16 protein-coding genes are annotated in these 15884 nt (G+C 63.5%); 8 read left to right on the forward strand and 8 right to left on the reverse strand.

Features of this window, described 5'->3' with window-relative positions:
• Positions 1-15 precede the first annotated feature (15 nt).
• Positions 16-375, forward strand: a complete 360-nt coding sequence (locus Amn_RS12985) for a diacylglycerol kinase (protein WP_067962590.1) — start codon at positions 16-18, stop codon at positions 373-375.
• A 40-nt stretch (positions 376-415) separates the two neighbouring features.
• Positions 416-1009: a hemerythrin domain-containing protein gene (locus tag Amn_RS12990; RefSeq protein WP_067962587.1), complete on the forward strand. Its 594-nt coding sequence runs from the start codon at positions 416-418 to the stop codon at positions 1007-1009.
• On the opposite strand, the gene Amn_RS12995 is transcribed toward Amn_RS12990, so the two are convergent.
• A complete protein-coding gene (locus Amn_RS12995; RefSeq protein ID WP_067962584.1) occupies positions 1006-1587 on the reverse strand; it encodes a DedA family protein in 582 nt (193 codons plus the stop codon). The two genes, Amn_RS12990 and Amn_RS12995, sit on opposite strands and share 4 nt — an antisense overlap.
• Positions 1584-2147 carry a DUF1003 domain-containing protein gene (locus tag Amn_RS13000; protein ID WP_067962582.1) on the reverse strand — a complete coding sequence of 188 codons (564 nt, stop codon included), beginning with the start codon at positions 2145-2147 and terminating at the stop codon, positions 1584-1586. The genes Amn_RS12995 and Amn_RS13000 overlap by 4 nt, the downstream gene beginning before the upstream one ends.
• 98 nt (positions 2148-2245) lie before the next feature.
• Between Amn_RS13000 and Amn_RS13005 the strand changes: the two genes are divergently transcribed.
• The 4 genes from Amn_RS13005 to Amn_RS13020 are packed head-to-tail and all read left to right on the forward strand — an operon-like array spanning position 2246 to position 6407.
• The gene (locus Amn_RS13005) at positions 2246-2959 is read left to right on the forward strand and encodes a DNA-3-methyladenine glycosylase I (protein WP_286297562.1); all 714 of its coding nucleotides are present in this window, start codon (positions 2246-2248) and stop codon (positions 2957-2959) included.
• A gap of 53 nt (positions 2960-3012) precedes the next feature.
• On the forward strand, positions 3013-4692 hold the full coding sequence (locus Amn_RS13010; RefSeq protein WP_067962580.1) for an NAD+ synthase: 1680 nt from the start codon (positions 3013-3015) through the stop codon (positions 4690-4692).
• 44 nt (positions 4693-4736) lie between these two features.
• On the forward strand, positions 4737-5156 hold the full coding sequence (locus Amn_RS13015) for a GNAT family N-acetyltransferase (RefSeq protein ID WP_067962577.1): 420 nt from the start codon (positions 4737-4739) through the stop codon (positions 5154-5156).
• A 9-nt stretch (positions 5157-5165) separates the two neighbouring features.
• A complete protein-coding gene (locus Amn_RS13020; RefSeq protein ID WP_286297566.1) occupies positions 5166-6407 on the forward strand; it encodes an MFS transporter in 1242 nt (413 codons plus the stop codon).
• Positions 6408-6411: 4 nt separating this feature from the next.
• Here the strand turns inward: Amn_RS13020 and Amn_RS13025 are convergent, their stop codons facing one another.
• From Amn_RS13025 to Amn_RS13035, 3 genes are read right to left on the reverse strand one after another with little or no spacing between them, the layout of a single operon-like run.
• Positions 6412-7032, reverse strand: a complete 621-nt coding sequence (locus Amn_RS13025) for an ATP-dependent Clp protease proteolytic subunit (RefSeq protein ID WP_067962570.1) — start codon at positions 7030-7032, stop codon at positions 6412-6414.
• A 37-nt stretch (positions 7033-7069) separates the two neighbouring features.
• On the reverse strand, positions 7070-7453 hold the full coding sequence (locus tag Amn_RS13030) for an SRPBCC family protein (RefSeq protein WP_067962567.1): 384 nt from the start codon (positions 7451-7453) through the stop codon (positions 7070-7072).
• Positions 7450-7764 (reverse strand): ArsR/SmtB family transcription factor, encoded by a 315-nt coding sequence (locus Amn_RS13035; protein ID WP_067962565.1) that lies wholly within the window; start codon positions 7762-7764, stop codon positions 7450-7452. Before Amn_RS13035 ends, Amn_RS13030 begins: the two co-directional genes overlap by 4 nt.
• A 341-nt stretch (positions 7765-8105) precedes the next feature.
• Between Amn_RS13035 and Amn_RS13040 the strand changes: the two genes are divergently transcribed.
• Together Amn_RS13040 and gltX are read left to right on the forward strand one after the other, a co-directional pair.
• Positions 8106-9908 carry an ABC transporter ATP-binding protein gene (locus tag Amn_RS13040; protein ID WP_286297569.1) on the forward strand — a complete coding sequence of 601 codons (1803 nt, stop codon included), beginning with the start codon at positions 8106-8108 and terminating at the stop codon, positions 9906-9908.
• 171 nt (positions 9909-10079) lie between these two features.
• The gene (gene gltX / locus Amn_RS13045; RefSeq protein WP_067966637.1) at positions 10080-11453 is read left to right on the forward strand and encodes a glutamate--tRNA ligase; all 1374 of its coding nucleotides are present in this window, start codon (positions 10080-10082) and stop codon (positions 11451-11453) included.
• Here the strand turns inward: gltX and Amn_RS13050 are convergent.
• The 3 genes from Amn_RS13050 to Amn_RS13060 all read right to left on the reverse strand — a co-directional run bounded on the left by Amn_RS13050 (position 11371) and on the right by Amn_RS13060 (position 15884).
• Positions 11371-12441, reverse strand: a complete 1071-nt coding sequence (locus Amn_RS13050) for a DUF2865 domain-containing protein (protein WP_286297570.1) — start codon at positions 12439-12441, stop codon at positions 11371-11373. The genes gltX and Amn_RS13050 overlap by 83 nt on opposite strands.
• A gap of 105 nt (positions 12442-12546) precedes the next feature.
• Positions 12547-14865, reverse strand: coding sequence for an NADP-dependent malic enzyme (locus Amn_RS13055; protein ID WP_286297573.1), 2319 nt, complete (start codon positions 14863-14865; stop codon positions 12547-12549).
• 239 nt (positions 14866-15104) lie between these two features.
• Positions 15105-15884, reverse strand: a complete 780-nt coding sequence (locus Amn_RS13060; protein ID WP_263007302.1) for an SDR family oxidoreductase — start codon at positions 15882-15884, stop codon at positions 15105-15107.

Consider the following 15884-nt stretch of genomic DNA (forward strand, 5'->3'; position numbering starts at 1 on the left):
TTGAAAGGGCATTCCATGGAGCGGCTGGTCAAGGCTTTCCAGAACTCGGTGCGGGCATTCTCGCGACTGATCCGCTCCGAGGCGGCATTCCAGCAGGAAATCATGCTGCTCGTCGCAGCCCTGCCGATCGGCTGGTTCGTGGCAGGCACCTGGGGCGGCTACGCGCTGCTGATCGGATCGATCCTGTTCCTGATCACAGTCGAGGTGCTGAACACCGGCATCGAGGCGGCGTGCGACGCCGTCAGCCGCGAATTCAACATCGACATCCAACTTGCCAAGGACTGCGGCTCGCTCGCCGTGCTGATCTCGATCGTCATCGTGCTGGGCGTCTGGGTCTACGCCATCGCCGAGCGCCTGGCCGGGCTTCCGATCTGAAGGTCGCGTACCTACATGTCGGTTACCAAAGGAGACCGACATGGCTGACAAGGCCGATATCCACCACCTCGAGACGCGCGCCGGCCTGCCGGAGGACCTGCGTTGGCTCGTCGCCAAGTATCCGCGCGAGGACTGGCGCGCCCACGACAACGTCCATGGCATGGCCTCGATGTGGCTGCAGCGTCACGACATGTTCCGCGAGCTGGGCGGCATGCTGACCGCAGGCATTGGCGATTATCGCGAGGGCCGCATGGACGCGCAGCAATTCGCCCGCTGGTTCGCGCCGCGGCTGAACCATTTCCTCGGCAATCTCGATGGCCACCACAATGTCGAGGACCATCACTATTTTCCTGTCTTCGCCAAGGCTGAAAGCCGGCTGAAGCGAGGCTTCGAGATCCTCGACGCCGACCATCACCTGATCCATGAGGCGCTGGAGCGCAATGCAGACTCGGCCAACGCGTTCATCCAGGCGCTGCAGGAAAATGAGGACAAGCAACGCTTTGCCGCCGACGCCTATGCCGACGAGAATGCGCGGCTTGTCGCCATGCTGACGCGGCATCTGGATGACGAGGAAGACCTGATCATCCCGCTCATTCTCGATCGCGGCGACCGGGAACTGGTGGGCTCGGACTAATCCTTCGGCTGCCTGCGGGCGATGTGGCGGGCCAGGAGCCAGGTTCCCAGCGCCACGGCGATGCCGATGCCAAGTCCGAGAAACAGCCGGTGGTGCGCCTTCAGCGTGTCGCCGAGGATGTGCTCGGCGCCGAGGCCGAATACGTAGCCGAGGCTGACGAAGATGCCGGCCCAGACGAGCGCCGACAGGCCGTTGAGGGCCAGAAACAGCGAGACCGGGATGCGCGACAGGCCTGCGGCGATACCGCCGGCCAGTCGCATGCCGTAGACGTAGCGGTTGCCGAGCACGAACAGGTTGGGATGCGCCTGCACCAGGCGGAAGGCATGGCTGAAGCCAGGCCTGCGGCGCAGCAATCGCACCCATTTGTGGTTGGAGAACCGCCGTCCAAGGATGAAGAACAGCGTGTCGCCGAGAAAGGCGCCTGTCGCGGCCACGGCAAAGGCGCTCCACGGTTCGAAAAACCGCTGATGGGCGAAGAAGCCGCCGAGGATGGCAAAGCTCTCGCCTTCGGCCATGCAGCCGATGAAGACGGCGAGAAGCCCGAAGCGCTCGACGAGGTGGTGAAGGGTTTCGATCATCGAGCGGGCGACTGAGGTGCGGAGGAGTCGGCAATGCGCTGGACCTGGACAGTCAGCTGCTGCACCTGCTCGCGCAGCAGAATGATCTCCTGGAAGCGGATCTCATCAAGTTTCTCGTGCAGCGCCATGATCTCGATCTCGGCCTTCAGGTTGACGGCATAGTCGTGCGAGGCATCGATGCGGTCGCGCTCGGCCTGCCGGTTCTGCGACATCATGATGATCGGTGCCTGGATCGCCGCCAACATCGACAGCACAAGATTGAGGAAGATGAATGGGTAGGGATCGAACGAGCCGGATCCCAGCAGCCAGGCATTGAGCATCGTCCAGACGACCAGGAAACCCAGGAAGCCGAGGATGAAGCTCCAGGAGCCGCCGACGCGGGCGATGCCGTCCGCCAGTCGTTCGCCCCGGCTTTCGCTGTGAGCGACGCTGTCATTGACGTTGAGGGAAACCGGTTTGCGATCAATCGCGCTCTGCAGGACCTTGTGCTCGAGTTCGCTCAAATGCTCCGGTGCGCGCTTCAGCCATCTTCCGGCAAGGTCAGCCACAGTCTTGTTCATTTGCACGCCCCCGCTTTCCAACCGGCTGCTTGGCAGCCACGAATCCTTATATGAAGATGGCTGGCGATGTCGCCAAGATGAGGTTGCAGGGGAATGGAATGATGGACTTCGCCAGGATCAGGGCGCGCGCTGAGGAGCGCAAGGGCGGCGATGCGGTGCTGAAGTCGCTGCTGGGGCCGGCGTTCGACAATACGACGCTTGCCAAGGTCCCTGACGACCGGATCCTGTCGACAATGGCGGAGCGTGTTTTTGCCGCCGGTTTCGTCTGGCGTGTCATCGAGCAGAAATGGCCCGGCTTCGAGGAGGCTTTCCTTCGTTTCGAGCCGAAGCGGCTTCTGTTCCAGCCCGATGACTTCTGGCACGACCTCGCCTCCGACAAGCGCATCGTGCGCAATCCGCAAAAGATCCGCTCGGTGCGCGACAACGCCGCCTTCGTCGAACGCATCTCGCAGGAGCATGGCAGCTTCGGCAGGTTCCTTGCGGCATGGCCGGCCGACGACCAGGTCGGGCTGACGGGCTATCTGGGCAAGCACGGCAGCAGACTCGGCGGCAACACCGGCCAATATCTGTTGCGCTGGCTGGGCTGGGACACGTTCATCCTGTCACAAGACATGATCCTGGCCCTGCGCGACGCGGGTCTCGACATCGGCGAGGCAGCGTCCTCCAAGAAGGATCAGGCCAAGGTGCAGGCTCAGATCAACGAATGGGCAAAGGCGACCAAGCTGCCGCGGGCGCATATCTCGCGCATCCTCTCCATGTCGATCGGCGTCAACCGTCCGGCCGAGGAACTGGCGAGCTACATGGGCGAATGATGGCCCAACCGAACTCGATTGCCCGACTTCACAACGCAGGCTAAACCGCTGACATGACGAAAAAATCTCCCGACATCCTGCGCATCGCCGTTGCCCAGCTCAACCCGACGGTCGGCGACATCAACGGCAATCTCGCCAAGGCGCGCGAGGCGAGGGCGGACGCGGCGCGACAGGGTGCCGATCTGGTGTTGTTCACCGAACTTTTCCTCGCCGGTTATCCGCCGGAGGACCTGGTGCTCAAGCCGGCCTTCCTGGCTGCCTGCGAGCGTGCGGCGGAAGATTTCGCCAAGGACACATCGGACAATGGCCCCGGCGTCATCATCGGCGTGCCGCTCAAGCGCAAGAGCGGCGTGCACAACGCGGTCGTCGTTGCCGATGGCGGCAAGATCGTTGCCGAGCGCTTCAAGGTCGACCTGCCCAACTATGGCGAGTTTGACGAAAAGCGTGTGTTCCAGCCCGGTCCCGACATGCCGGGTCCGATCAATTTCCGTGGCGTTCGCATCGGTATCCCGATCTGCGAGGACATCTGGGGTGAGCTCGGCGTCTGCGAGACGCTGGCCGAGAGTGGTGCTGAAATCCTGCTCGTGCCCAACGGCTCACCCTATTATCGCGCCAAGATGGACGTGCGCCATCAAGTGGCGATCCGTCAGGTGATCGAGAGCGGCCTGCCGCTGCTCTATGCCAATCAGCTCGGCGGGCAGGACGAACTCGTCTTCGACGGCGCCTCCTTCGCCATCAACGCCGACCATTCGCTGGCGTTCCAGATGAGCCAGTTCGAAGAGACGGTGGCGATGACAACCTGGAAGCGCGGCGACGAAGGGTGGGCCTGCGTCGAAGGGCCAATGTCGAAAATCCCCGAGCGCGAGGAGGCCGATTATCGCGCCTGCCTGCTGGGCCTGCGCGACTACGTCAACAAGAACGGCTTCAAGAACGTCGTGCTTGGCCTTTCCGGCGGCATCGATTCGGCGATCTGCGCGGCACTCGCCGTCGACGCGCTCGGCGAGGAGCGGCTCAGGGCGATCATGATGCCTTATCGCTATACCTCGAAGGATTCGCTCAAGGACGCCGAGGATTGCGCCCGGGCGCTCGGCTGCCGTTACGACATCGTGCCCATCCATGAGCCGGTCGACGGTTTCTCGCATGCGCTGACGCAGCTGTTCGAGGGCACCAAGGAAGGCATCACCGAAGAGAACCTGCAGAGCCGCGCCCGCGGCACGATCCTGATGGCGGTGTCCAACAAGTTCGGCTCGATGGTGGTGACGACCGGCAACAAGAGCGAGATGTCGGTCGGCTATGCCACGCTCTATGGCGACATGAATGGCGGCTTCAATCCGATCAAGGACCTCTACAAGATGCAGGTCTATGCGCTGTCGCGCTGGCGAAACACGCATGTGCCGCCGGGCGCGCTCGGCCCCTCGGGCGAGGTCATTCCGAAAAACATCATCGACAAGGCGCCGTCTGCGGAACTCAGGCCCAACCAGACCGACCAGGATTCGCTGCCGCCCTATCCGGTGCTCGACGATATCCTCGAATGCCTGGTCGAGAACGAGATGGGCGTCGATGACATCGTCTCCCGCGGTCATGATCGCGATACGGTCCACAAGATAGAGCACCTGCTCTACATCGCCGAATACAAGCGCCGGCAGGCGGCACCGGGCGTGAAGATCACCAGGAAGAATTTCGGCCGCGATCGCCGCTACCCGATCACGAACAGATTCAGGGATCGTGGCTAAGTCGCTGGAACTGAACTGAAAACCGCCAGCAGACCGGAGGGTTCATGACCGAGGTCGAGATCAGTTTCGACGTGTCGCGCATCGACTTCGACAAGACGTCGGACGTCATCAAGGCGAGCTATTGGGGCGAGGGCCGGACCGACGACATCCATCGCCGGGCCTTCGCCAATTCGCTGTGCCTGGGCGCTTATATCGACGGCGAGCAGGTCGGTTTCGCCCGCGCCATCACCGACTATGCCTGCTTTGCCTATGTCGCCGACGTCATCGTCTGGCCTGAGCGGCGCGGCCTCGGCATCGGTAAGAAGCTGATCCAAGCGCTCATCGACCATCCTGAGCTTGCGAGCGTGACCGGCTTCTCGCTCAGAACCTCGGACGCGCACAGCCTCTATGAACAATTCGGCTTCGTGACCTCGACTGACGGCATGTACATGCGCCTGTCGAGGCAGCCGGCAGCCCAAGGATAGACCAGAGGCGTGTCCTACATCTCCTTCGTTCGGGACAATCCGCGCTGGCTGGCCGGCGGGTTCCTGCTCACCTTCTTTTCGACCTTCGGCATGACCTCGTTCATCGCGCTGTCGGCCGGTGACATCCGTGGCGATTATGGGCTGTCCCATGGCGAGTTCGGCACGCTTTACATGGTCGCCACGCTGGCCAGCGCCTTGAGCCTGCCGCGGCTCGGCCAGATCGTCGATCGCTACAGCGCACAGAAGGTGGCGCTGTTCATCGTGCCGATGCTGGCGCTGGCGAGTGCATCGATGGCACTGTCGCAACACCTCGTCATCCTGTTCGTCGCCATCTATCTGCTGCGGCTGTTTGGCCAGGGCATGATGGTGCACACCGCCTACACCGCAACCGCGCGCTGGTTTTCGGCGCAAAGGGGGCGCGCGCTGTCGACCGTCATCCTCGGCCACAACGCCGGCGACGCTATCATCCCGATGGGTTTCGTGCTGATCGCCGCATCCGTTGGCTGGCGCAACGGCTGGCTGCTTGCGGCAGCAATGATTGCCTTCATCGCCCTGCCGGCGATCGTGCTGCTTGTCTCCGTGGACCGTAAGCCGCGCTCGTCCGATCCCGTGGCACGCCAGATCGACGCGCGCGACTGGACGCGCGCCGAGGTGGTTCGCGATCCGATCTTCTACGTGCTGCTGCTCGGCGTCATGGCGCCGGGGCTGATCGTGACGACCTTGTTCTTCCACCAGGTCTATCTGGTGGAATTGCGTGGCTGGTCGCTCGAGGTCTTTGCCTCATCCTTTCTGGTGACGGCGGTGGTCAACGCCGCCTTCACGCTTGTCGTCGGCCAGCTCATCGACCGCTTTTCCGGCGTCTCGCTGCTGCCCTTCGTGCTCTTGCCTCTGGGGCTGGCCTGCCTGGTGCTGGGCCTTGTCGACGCGCAGTGGAGCGCCTTCGGCTTCATGGCGCTGCTCGGCATTTCGAATGGCCTGTCGACGACGCTGTTCGGTGCCATATGGCCCGAAGTCTATGGCCTCAGGCACCTTGGCTCGATCAGGGCGCTGATCGTTTCTGCCGGCGTGTTCGCCTCGGCAATCGGGCCGGGCCTGACCGGGTTCCTGATCGACGGCGGCGTCAGCTACCCCGGCCAGATCGTGGCGATGGCGGTCTACTGCTTGGCCATTTCCTTTGTTCTGCTGTTGGCTTCGCGGCGGATCCGCGCGCGAAGCCATGTTCAGCCGGCACCAGCCGTGGTTGGCGTTTAGCCGACTACTTCCCGGATATGCTCTCCACGGTCTCGCGGCGGTCATAGACGTGGTCGACGATACCCCAATCCCTGGCTTCCTCCGCCGTGAAGAAGTAATCGCGGTCGAGCACGCGCGCCACTTCTTCCTCGGTGCGCCCGCAATGCTCGGCATAGAGCCTGGTCATGCGCCGCTTGAGCTTGATGATGTCTTCGGCATGGCGCTCGATGTCGGAGGCTTGGCCACGGAAGCCGCCGGAGGGCTGGTGCAGGATTACGCTCGCATTGGGCAGGGCAATGCGCCTGCCGGGTGCGCCGGCCATCAGCAGGAACGAGCCCATCGAGCCCGCCGTGCCCATGCACAAAGTAGATACGGGGCAGCGGATGAACTGCATCGTGTCATAGATGGCAAAGCCGCTGGTGACCACGCCGCCCGGGGAGTTGATGTAGAACGAGATTTCGCGGGTAGGGTTTTCCGACTCAAGGAACAGCAGCTGCGCGCAGATCAGCGAGGCCGAATTGTCGTCGACCTCGCCATTGAGGAAGACGATCCGCTCGCGCAGCAGCCGGGAAAAAATGTCGAAGGAGCGTTCGCCGCGCGGCGATTGTTCCACCACCATAGGGACGAGTTGCATCGTGTCGCGCATGCGCGAATTTCCTTTCATCAATGGAGACTGTTTGGGCTTAGGCGGCGGCGCGCATCAGCGGCGGGCTGTTCGAATTCGCCGGCGAAGCAATGGTCCTGGCCGTCTCGACGCTATGGGTCAGGCGGAACCACGTGCCGCCGTCCGGCTGCGCTTCGAGGTCGAAAGTCACGACCGTTTCGGGTTCGCTCACCGTTGCGTCGTTCCAGGCGTAGCGAACGCGCGAGAACGGCAGAGCCTCGATGATGCGGTAGGCCGGGCCGGTCGTATCAGCGGTGACCTTGTCGGCCGCCGGCACATCGAGCCAGGTTGCGACGAACTCCGGTACCGTCAGCGCGCGCCAGACCTTTTCAGGCGTCGCTTCCAGTTCGCATTCGACGACGATGGTGTCGTCTGTCTCTTCCTGCCTTTGGGCGTCCGTCATTGGTCCATCTCCTTGAGCAGTGTCTTCAGCCTCTCGACACGTTCCGGCCAGAAGCTGCGATAGCGGGTGAGCCAGTCGAAAAGCGGCCGCAGCCCGTCGGGGTTGACGCTGTAGTTCACATGCCGGCCGGCACGCGCTTCCTTGATCAAGCCTGCGCCGCGCAGCACGGCGATGTGCTGTGAGATCGCTGGCTGTGAAATCTCCAGCCCCTGGCGTAGTTCCGTCGCGTTTTTCTCGCCTGCCGTCAGTCGGTCCAGTACGGCACGGCGGGTGGGATCGGACAGGGCGCGGAATATCTCGGATTCGTTCATGGAAATGAGATAAGCATGGACTTATCTGTTGCGCAAGTGCCACCCAATGATGCCTGCGAAACTGGCACAACAGGCTTCGGTCCAGCGCGGGGGTTGGCTAAGCAAAAATGCTTCGATATAAGCAAATTCTTCGCGGCCACTAACAGGGAGGTCTGAATGCCAGAATATGACATGTCCTCCCGGGGTTCACGCCGAGGTCGTTGACCTCGCGAACCACCTTCGGCGTCCCTTTTATCTGACGCTGCCGTACCGCGACTTCCTGATTCAGCAAGAATTATTCGTCGCGCCTTTGAACATCTTTTTTCCAGGGGTGGCGTCGGGTTTCGGCGCCTCAACGCATCATGGCTCGTTTTCGTATCGACCTGCGCGGCGGCGCTTTCCGCAGCGTTCTGGGTTTCACTTTCAGGCACTGGCAACGCCAACCGGCCCGGCTCGTCGTTATCTCGGCGGCCGTGCTCATTTCGACGATGGCCGACGTGTTGACGCCGCTCTATTCGGGCCGGCTGATCGACGCCGTCGCCAGTAGCGCGGCGACTGACGAGGTGGCATGGAATGCGGCGCTCGCCGCGTTCTTCACCTTGCTGGCACTTGCCACTGGCTCGCTGGTGTTCCGCCACATCGCCTTTGCCGGCATCATCGAGTTGACGCTCAAGATGATGTCCGACATCGCCCAGGATGCGTTCCACCGCGTCCAGCGCTTCTCGACCGACTGGCACGCCAACAGCTTCGCCGGCTCGACGGTGCGCAAGGTGACGCGCGGCATGTGGGCGCTCGACCTGCTCAACGACACGCTGCTGGTGGCGCTGCTGCCGTCCTTCGTGATGCTTGTCGGCTCGACCATCCTGCTGGGATGGCACTGGCCGATGATGGGCCTGATCATTGCCGTGGGCTCGCTGATCTTCATTACCCAGACGGTGGTGATGTCGCTCGGTTTCGTCGCCCCGGCGGCCAGCCTTGCAAACAGCTGGGACACGCGTCTCGGCGGCTCCTTGGCCGACGCCGTCAGCTGCAATTCGGTGGTCAAGGCCTTTGGCGCCGAGGAGCGTGAGGAAGGGCGTCTCGCCAAGGTGATCGCCAAGTGGCGTCACCGCACGGGGCGCACCTGGATGCGCGGAACGATCAACGGTACGTCGCAGAACATCACGCTGGTTCTGCTGCGCGCCGCGATCATCGGCTTCGCCCTTTTCCTGTGGTCAAGCGGGCAGGCCAGTGCAGGCGATATCGCCTTCGTGCTGACCTCGTTCTTCCTGCTCCAAGGCTATCTGCGCGATGTCGGCATGCACATCCGCAACCTGCAGCGTTCGGTCAATGACATGGAGGAACTCGTCGACATCCAGGGCCAGCCTCTCGGTGTGGCCGATCGGCCTGGCGCCAAGCCGATCCAGATCGGCGACGGCGGCATCGAGTTCAAGCATGTGACGTTCCACTACGGCACGCATGCGAACCCGCTCTACCGGGACTTCTCGGTGTCGATCAAACCGGGCGAGCGCGTCGGTCTCGTCGGCCATTCCGGTTCGGGCAAGACGACCTTCGTCAAGCTGATCCAGCGGCTGTACGATGTCGGCGGCGGCAAGATCACCATCGACGGGCAGGACATCGCCAAGGCGACACAGTCGTCGCTGCGGTCGCAGATCGCGATCGTGCAGCAGGAGCCGATCCTGTTCCACCGCTCGCTGGCCGAGAACATCGCCTACAGCAGGCCGGGCGCGACGCAGGCCGAGATCGAGCGCGCGGCAAAGCTCGCCAGCGCGCACGAATTCATCCAGCGTCTGCCCAAGGGTTATGGCACGCTGGTCGGTGAGCGTGGCGTCAAGCTGTCGGGCGGCGAGCGCCAGCGCGTGGCGATTGCCCGTGCCTTCCTGGCCGATGCGCCGATCCTGATTCTCGACGAGGCGACATCCAGCCTCGATTCGGAATCGGAGGTGCTGATCCAGCAGGCGATGGAGCGCCTGATGGTTGGGCGCACGACGCTGATCATCGCGCACCGGTTGTCGACGGTGAGGGCGCTCGATCGGCTGCTCGTCTTCGATCGCGGAGAGATCGTCGAGGAGGGCCGGCACGAGGCGCTGGTACGCCGCGAAGGCGGCATCTATCGCCGCCTGTTCGAACGCCAGGCGCTGGAGCTCACCAAAGGGCTCGTCTAGATCTGGAGCGGGCCGCGAGAGATCGCGGCCCGTTCGTCATGCTGAAGCGGCCCGCAAGAAGATGTAGCCCCATTGGTCGGCTTCCATTCGCGCTCTGGTTGCTTTATTTCTGGTGCAGAGGTGCGGGGGCGCCGCCTTGTCAACGCAAAAGCCATCCGCTACGCCCCGATCATGACAGTTACAGTTCGCTTCGCCCCTTCGCCCACCGGCCGCATCCACATCGGCAATGCGCGCACCGCCTTGTTCAATTGGCTCTTCGCCCTCAAGCACAAGGGGCGGTTTGTCCAGCGCTTCGACGACACCGATGTCGAGCGCTCGCGCCAGGAATTCGCAGACTCCATTCTCTACGACCTGCACTGGCTCGGCATCTTTCCCGACCAGACCGAATACCAGTCGCGCCGCTTTGCCAGCTACGACGCCGCCGTCGACAAGCTCAAGGCATCAGGCGTGCTCTATCCCTGCTATGAGACGCCCGAGGAGCTCGACCTGCGCCGCAAGGTGCGGCGGACGCGCGGTCTGCCGCCGGTCTATGGCCGCGAGGCGCTGAAGCTCACCGATGCCGAGCGCCTGTCCTACGAACATGACGGGCGCAGACCGCACTGGCGTTTCCTGCTGCCCAATTTCGTCTCCGATCCGTTCGAGACCCAGCGCACCGACGTCCATTGGACCGACATCGTGCGCGGCGAGGAGACCGTCGATCTGGCGTCGCTGTCCGATCCGGTGCTGGTGCGCGAGGACGGAACCTATCTCTACACGCTGCCATCGGTTGTCGACGATATCGAGATGGAGATCACCCACGTCATCCGTGGCGACGACCATGTCACCAACACCGGTGTTCAGATCGCGCTGTTCCGCGCACTCGGCGCCGAGCCTCCTGTTTTCGGTCACCACAATCTGCTGACGACGGCTTCCGGCGAGGGCCTGTCCAAGCGCACAGGTGCGCTGTCGATCGAGAGCCTGCGCGACGGCGGCATCGAACCGATGTCGGTTGCCTCGCTCGCCGTGCTTGTCGGCACGTCGGAGAATGTCACCGCGGTGCCCAACCTTCGCGACCTTGCCGAAAAGTTCGATCCGGCCGCGACCTCGAAATCGGCGGCGAAGTTCGATCCTGAGGAACTGGTGGTGCTCAATCGGGCGCTGCTGCACCACATGTCCTTTGACGAGGTGCGTGATCGCCTGATGGTGCTCGGTGTCAGCGGCAACCATGCCGAAGCGTTCTGGATGGCCGTTCGCGGCAATCTTGACAGGCTCCAGGACGCCGTGGCGTGGTGGCGCATCCTGCGCGAAGGGCCGCAGCCGGCTGTCGAGATCGCCGACGAGGACCGCGAATTCGTTGGCCAGGCGCTCGACCTTCTGCCCGAAGAGCCGTGGGACGGCAATGTCTGGAAGGACTGGACGGCCAAGGTGAAGAAAGCGACCGGCCGCAAGGGCAAGGCGCTGTTCATGCCGCTCAGGCTGGCGCTCACCGGTCTTGAGTCGGGCCCGGAACTCGCAGATCTGTTGCCGCTTGTGGGTCGGGAAGGAACGTTGGCCCGACGGCCCTGACCTTGCGGTTGGGATCTGGTGCCGGACGAGGCACCACCGGCGACTGCGGCTCCTCCACCGGCCTGGCCTGCGGGGTGCTCGGTACCGGGCGTCCTTCGCCGGCGATGACCGAAAAATTCCTGTCCAGGCTGACATTGCAGCCGCAGGCCGGAACGCGCGGCAGGTCGAGGCGCTTGTAGCGATAGGCTGTCGCAAGATTGCGGTAGGGCTGGCCGGAGCGGGCTGAAACCATGCTCTCCTGTGGCTGGCCGGCATTGAGGTGATAAAACAGCTCGATCTCGGTTCCAGGGCAGCTGGCTTCGCAATTCTTCTCGTCGCGCTGGAAATCCGAGACATCGGCTGCATTCGACATCGGGAAGAAGTATCCGTCGCAGGTGCGCACGCACAAGGTACGGTATTCGTCCAAGCCTTGTTGCTGGCTGCGGCCGATGACGATGTGCTGCGGATAGCTTTCATTGAAGCTCAGGCTGGTCGCCTCGCCGCCGCGGATGACGATCGCGCCGGCTTGCTCCGTCGCGGGATCGTTGCCTGCGCCTTCTTCCGTCTTCTCGCCCTGGTCGTTGCAACCCGCGAATTGCATCGCATCAAGGATGCGGATGCGCTCGCGCCGGACGTTCCTGTTCGGTTGCGCGGTCTGGCTGTCGAGCTTGCCGAGATTGTCCTGCATCTCAGCGATCTTGGCATTCAGCGCGGCGCACTGAGCGATGACGTCGCCCGAGATCGCCCTGTCGCAGCCAAGGTCGGAAGCCCTGATGCGGGCGAGGTCGATCTGGTCTTGCTGGGTGGTGGCAGCGGCGGCGAATTCATCCGGCTGGATGAAGCTCCCGCTCTCCCGCGTCGGCAAGTTGGCCAACTGGACCTCGAGTTCCAGGCATTCCGCCGACACGGCGAATGCAGATCCGGTGGTCAGCAACGACACGGCGACCGCGGCCAGCAAGGCGATGGCTGGCCGCTTTACCGGGAATTTGCTTCTGCCGCGCCCGAACATCCCGCTTTCCATCGACCTTCCGCGCGACGCGCGGAACATGGCTCGCCTCGAACCCTAGCGCCGACGAGGTTAACCGTTTCTTTGGAAACGGCTACCCGTGCCCGATCAGGACGCCGCGTGCGCGCGCTGCGACGCTTCGACGACGGCGAGTGCCGTCATGTTGACGATGCCGCGCGAGGTAACCGAAGGCGTCAGGATGTGTGCCGGCTGGGCGGTGCCGAGCAGGATCGGCCCGACATGCAGCGCGTCCATCATCGTCTTGACCGTGGTCAGCGCGATGTTCGCCGCATCGAGATTGGGGAAGACCAGCAGGTTGGCTTCGCCCTTCAGCGTCGAATGCGGGAAGACACGCTGGCGCAGCACTTCCGACAGGGCGGAATCGCCATGCATTTCGCCGTCGCTGGCGAGTTCCGGCGCGATGCGCTTCAGGATCGCCGCCGCCGCCCGCATCTTCTGCGCGCTTTGCGAGTCGCGTGACCCGAAATTCGAATGCGACAGCAAGGCCGCCTTGGGCTCGATGCCGAAACGACGGATCTCGTCGGCCGCCAGCATCGTCATCTCGGCGATCTCTTCGGCGGTCGGATCGACGGTCACGTAGGTGTCGGTGAAGAACAGCACGCCGCGCTGCGAGATCAGCATCGACAGCGCCGACAGATCGCGATCCTTGACGCCGTCGCGGGCGCCGACGATCAGCGTGACGTTGCGCAGGTGCCGCTCAAAACGGCCTTCCAGGCCGCAGATCATGGCATCGGCATCGCCGCGCTTCAGCGCGATGGCCGCGATGACCGTGTTGTTGGTGCGCACCATGGTGCGCGCCGCCTCGGGCGTGATGCCCTGGCGGCCGCCGAGGTCGATCAGGTGGTCGACATAGTGACGGTAGCGTGGATCATCCTCGGGATTGATGATGTCGAAGTCGACACCCGGCCGGATGCGCAGACCGTAGCGCTTGATGCGGACCTCGATGACATGCGGACGCCCGATCAGGATCGGCTTGGCCAGCCCTTCCTCCAGCACCACCTGGGCGGCGCGCAGCACGCGCTCGTCTTCGCCGTCGGCGTAGATGACACGCTTGGATGTTGCCTGCTTGGCGTTGGAGAAGATCGGCTTCATCACCAGGCCGGAGCGGAAGACGAAGCGGCTGAGCTTGTCGACATAGGCGTTGAAGTCGGCGATCGGGCGGGTCGCCACGCCGGTTTCGCAGGCCGCCTTGGCAACGGCAGGCGCGATTCTGAGGATCAGCCTGGGGTCGAAGGGCGAGGGGATCAGGAAGTCGGGGCCGAAGGTCGGCGTCTCGCCGGAATAGGCGCGCGCCGCGACATCGGACGGTTCTTCGCGCGCGAGCGCAGCAATTGCGCGCACGGCAGCCATCTTCATTTCTTCATTGATGGCACGCGCGCCGCAATCGAGCGCGCCGCGGAAGATGTAGGGGAAGCACAGGACGTTGTTGACCTGGTTCGGGAAATCAGAGCGTCCGGTGCAGATCATCGCGTCGGGACGGGCGGCACGCGCCACTTCCGGCATGATCTCGGGATTCGGGTTGGCCAGCGCCAGGATCAGCGGCTTGTCCGCCATCTCCGACAGCAGTTCCGGCTTCAGCACACCGGCTGCCGACAGTCCGAGGAAGACGTCTGCGCCGCCGATGACATCAGCCAGGACGCGCGCGTTGGTGTCCTTGACGTATGGGTCCTTCCAGCGGTCCATCTCCTCGACGCGGCCCTTGTGGGCGACGCCGAAACGGTCGGTGACCCAGATGTTCTCGACCTTGGCGCCGAGGGACACCAGCAGGTTGAGGCAGGCGAGTGCCGCGGCACCAGCGCCCGAGGTGACGATCTTGACGTCCTCGATTTTCTTGCCGGCGAGTTCCAGGCCGTTGAGAACGGCGGCCGCGACGATGATCGCGGTGCCGTGCTGGTCGTCATGGAAGACCGGGATGCGCATCTTGGCCTTGAGCTGCTCCTCGACTTCGAAGCACTCTGGGGCCTTGATGTCCTCGAGGTTGATGCCGCCGAAGGTCGGCTCCAGCGCCGCGATGGTGCTCACCATCTGCCCGATCTCGGGCGCGTCGATCTCGATGTCGAAAACGTCGATGCCGGCGAATTTCTTGAACAGAACGGCCTTGCCTTCCATCACCGGCTTGGATGCCAGCGGGCCGATATTGCCGAGACCGAGCACGGCTGTGCCATTGGAAATCACGGCGACCAGATTGGCGCGGCCGGTATAGTCGGCGGCGGTCTCGGGATCATCCTTGATGGCGAGACAAGGGGCGGCGACGCCGGGCGAATAGGCCAGCGCCAGGTCGCGCTGGTTGCCGAGCGGCTTGGTCGCCTGAATCTCGAGCTTGCCGGGAATGGGGTGCTTGTGGAAGAAGAGCGCGGCCTGATCCAGATCGGACAGTGCTTCCTTCTTCTTGTCTTCCCCAGCCATGTCCCGCTCCTTCTGAATCCAACAGCAAAGGCCGTTATTAGCACGGCCAGCACGATTTTCGAGGCTTCAACGGCCAAATGGACGTTGAATCACTTTCAAGCGCCGGAACTGCAATCATTCCAGCGACTTGCGGGTGGCGGTTGAGAGATTGATTCGGTCTTTTGTGAGCTTGGCTGAAACAGCGCGTCCTTGCGACGCGCTGTTGGCTGCCTTTGGGATAGGTTCGTGCCGCCGTGAGCCTAGAATGAGCTCACGTAAAGCCCGCCGTCGACAGGAATGTTCTGGCCGGTCATGTAGCCTGCATGGGTCGAGCACAGGAAGGCGCAGATCTGGCCGAATTCTTCCGGCGTACCGAGGCGGCCGGCTGGTATGCCGGCGCTGAGGCGGGCGCGGCGCGCAGCACCTTCCGCCGGATCCTCGATGCTGCCGGGCTCGTGCGGGCCGCGCAGGCGGTCGGTGTCGAGCTTGCCGGGCAGCATGTTGTTGATGGTGACGTTGCGGTCGGCGACAGTGCGCGCAACGCCTGCCAGGAAGGCTGTCAGGCCGGCGCGGGCGCCGGAGGACAGGTCGAGGCCGGGGATGGGCGTGTAGACCGACAACGAGGTGATGTTGACGATGCGGCCGAAGCCACGCGCCGCCATGCCGTCGATGACAGCTTTGATCAACTCGATGGGCGTGACCATGTTGTTGGTGACGCCGGCAAGGATCTTCTCGCGGTCGAGCTCTCGGAAGTCACGGTAGGGCGGACCGCCATTGTTGTTGACCAGAATGTCGGGGTCAGGGCAGGCGGCGAGCAGGGTCTTCTGGATCGCCGGATCGGAGATGTCGCCGACGATTTCGGTGACCGGCACGCCGTAGCGTTGACGAATTTCGGTTGCCGTGCGGCTCAGGATGCCGGCGTCGCGGCCGTTGAGGAACAGCTCACAGCCGGCTTCGGCCAGCGCCATCGCGCAGCCCTTGCCGAGGCCCTTGCTCGAGGCGCAGACGATTGCCTTCTTCCCGCTGATGCCGAGATCCAT

Origin of the sequence: Aminobacter sp. Y103A (assembly GCF_030294925.1) — a bacterium.
Lineage (GTDB): Bacteria > Pseudomonadota > Alphaproteobacteria > Rhizobiales > Rhizobiaceae > Aminobacter > Aminobacter ciceronei.